Annotated in this window: 1 protein-coding gene; it reads right to left on the reverse strand. The window is 71.8% G+C overall.

The window, feature by feature from the left end; translation table 11 throughout:
* Positions 1-2,966, reverse strand: a 2,966-nt coding sequence (locus tag ACWDRW_RS40230) for a type I polyketide synthase (protein ID WP_451733536.1), incomplete at both ends; no start/stop codon positions are given.

Here is a 2,966-nt window from a genome sequence, read left to right on the forward strand (position 1 = left end):
GTCGCCGGCAACCTCACCCCCGACGCCTCACCCAACCGATTCCGCAACTCCACCGCCAACAACGAGTCAAAACCCAACTCCTTGAAGGTGCGATCAGCCCCGATCAGGGCGGTCCCCGCGTGGCCGAGGACGGAGGCGACATGGCTGCGGACCGTGTCCAGGGCAACCGCCTCACGCTCCGGCACAGGCAGCGCCAGGAGTCGGCGGGCGAGGGAGGACTGCCCCGGGTCGGTACGGTCGGTGCCGACCACTCGGCGGACCGTCGTGGTGGGCACGAGGGCGCGAAGCAGCGGCGGAAGTGCGCCCGTGCTCGCCTGGGTCCGCAGCGCGGCACGGTCGAAGGCGAGGGGTACGAGGTGCGCGTCGTCCCGCGCCAAGGCGGCGTCGAAGGCGGCCAGTCCCTCGGCACTGGTCAGGGGGATCATCGCCTGACGGGTGACCCGAGCCCGGTCCGCCTCCGTCATCGCGTCGGTCATCCCACTGGCGTCGGCCCACAGGCCCCAGCCCAGGGAGGTCCCGGGCAGCCCCTCAGCCCGACGCCGCTGGGCCAAGGCGTCCAGGAAGGCGTTCCCGGCGGCGTAGTTGGCCTGGCCGACCGTGCCGAAGACGCCGGCGGCGGAGGAGAAGAGGACGAAGGCGGCGAGGTCGTGTTCGCGCGTCAGCTCGTGCAGGTTGACGGCGGCGTCCACCTTCGGTCGCAGTACTGCGTCGAGGCGGTCGGGGGTCAGTGCCGTTATGACCCCGTCGTCCAGGGTGCCCGCGAGATGCACCACACCCGTGACCGGGTGCTCGGCGAGCAACGCCCGCAGCGACTCACGGTCGGCGGCGTCACAAGCCACCACTTCGGCAACGGCACCCGCAGCCTCCAGCTCCGCCACCAAGCCCGCCGCACCAGGCGCCTCGGCACCACGACGACTGACCAGCACCAGCTGCCGTACGCCGTACTCCGCGACCAAGTGTTGGGCGACCAAGCCGCCCAACGTCCCCGTACCACCGGTGATCAGAACCGCGCCGTCACCGAAACCGACACGGTTCGAGCCCTCGGATGCGGCTGGCGCACGCACGAGGCGTGGCGCCAGCACCTCACCGTCGCGGACCGCGACCTGCCACTCCCCGGTGCCGAGCGCGGTGAGGGCCGGGACCAGACCGACGGTGCCCTCGTCGAGGTCGACGAGCCCGAACCGTCCGGGATTCTCGGTCTCGGCGGAACGCAACAGGCCCCAGACGGCGGAGGCGGCAAGATCGGTGGGTCCCTCCCCACCCGTGCCCACGGCGCCACGCGTCACGACCACCAAGCGCGCCTCGGCGAACCGCTCGTCCGCCAGCCACTCCTGCACCATCGACAGCACCGCGGCCGTCACGGCAGCGGTCGCGGTGGCCAGTCCGACGGTCGCCGGGGCGGGCGGTGACCAGAGCACCAGCGCGGGCACGCTGTCCGCCTCGGCCAGGTCAGCCAGCGTCTGGTGGGGCGTACGGCCGAGCCCGTACCGGTCCTCGTCGCCGAGCACCGCCCAGCTGGGTTCGTCGACGACGGCCGTGGAGGCGACGGGTGTCCAGTCCAACCGGAACAGAGCCTCACGAACCGGGGAACCGGACCCCGACCCGTCCACCACGACCGGCCGCAACACCAACGACTCCACGTGCACCACCGGCGCACCCCCGGCATCGGCCACCCACACCGACACCGCATCCCCACCAGCCGGAACCAATCGCACCCGCACCGCCGACGCCCCCACCGCCGACAACGACACCCCCGACCACACAAACGGCAACCGAGTCTCCCCGCCACCCACCGGCAACACCGCATGCAACGCCGCATCCAACAACGCCGGATGAACCCCGAAACCCGCAGCCCCGCCCCGCTCCGCCTCCCCCAACTCGACCTCGGCGAACACCTCGTCCCCACGCCGCCACACCGCACGAAGCCCCCGGAACACCGGGCCGTACTGGTAGCCGGAGGCGGAAGCCGCCGAGTAGAAGTCGGAGACGTCGACGGCCTCCGCTCCCTGCGGGGGCCAGACGGTGAACTCACCGACCGGCGCCGATGCCGGTGCCGCCTCCGACGACACGACGCCCACGGCGTGCCTGGTCCAGGGGGCGTCGAGCCCGTCAGGCCGCGAGTGGACGGTCAGCGCTCGGCCGCCGGACCCGTCAGGGGTGGCGAGCACGACCTGGACCTGCACGGCTCCCTGCTCGGGGAGCACCAGCGGTGCCTGGAGGGCGAGTTCGGCGAGGTGGCCACAGCCGACCTCGTCCCCGGCCCGGATCGCCAGCTCCACAAAGCCCGCCCCCGGGAAGAGGACCGTCCCCGCCACGGCGTGGTCGGCCAGCCAAGGGTGGGTGCGGAGGGAGAGCCTGCCGGTGAGAACCAGTCCTCCGTCCGCGGCGAGGCTGACTGTGGCGCCCAGCAGCGGGTGGTCGAGGGAGCCGAGACCCAGATCGGCGGGGTCGCCGTTGGTGCTGGGTGCCTTCAGCCAGAAACGCTCGCGTTGGAAGGCGTAGGTGGGGAGGTCGACGCGGGTGACGGGGCGTCCTGCGTAGACGGCGGACCAGTCGATGTCGGTCCCGTGGACCCAGAGTTCGGCCGCGTTCGCGATGAAGCGGGCGTTCTCGTCCTCGTCACGGCGGAGGGTGCCGACCACGTGGACCGGCTTCTCATCGGCCTCCGCGATGGCCTGCACCGCCATGGTCAGCACCGGGTGGGCGCTGACCTCGACCAGCCGGAAGTGGCCCTGACCGAGGGCCTTTTCAACCGCATCGGTGAAACGAACGGGTCGGCGCAGACCCTTGTACCAGTAAGAGGCGTCCATCGTCGTCGTGTCCAACACCCCGCCCGTGACGGTGGAGATGACCGGGACCCGGGACGCCTGTGGTGTAACGGGCGCGAGCACATCCAGAAGCCGCTCCCGGATGTCCTCCACGTGCGCGGAGTGGGACGCGTAGTCCACCGGAACCCTGCGCGCCCG

The organism is Streptomyces sp. NPDC003635 (assembly GCF_053587635.1).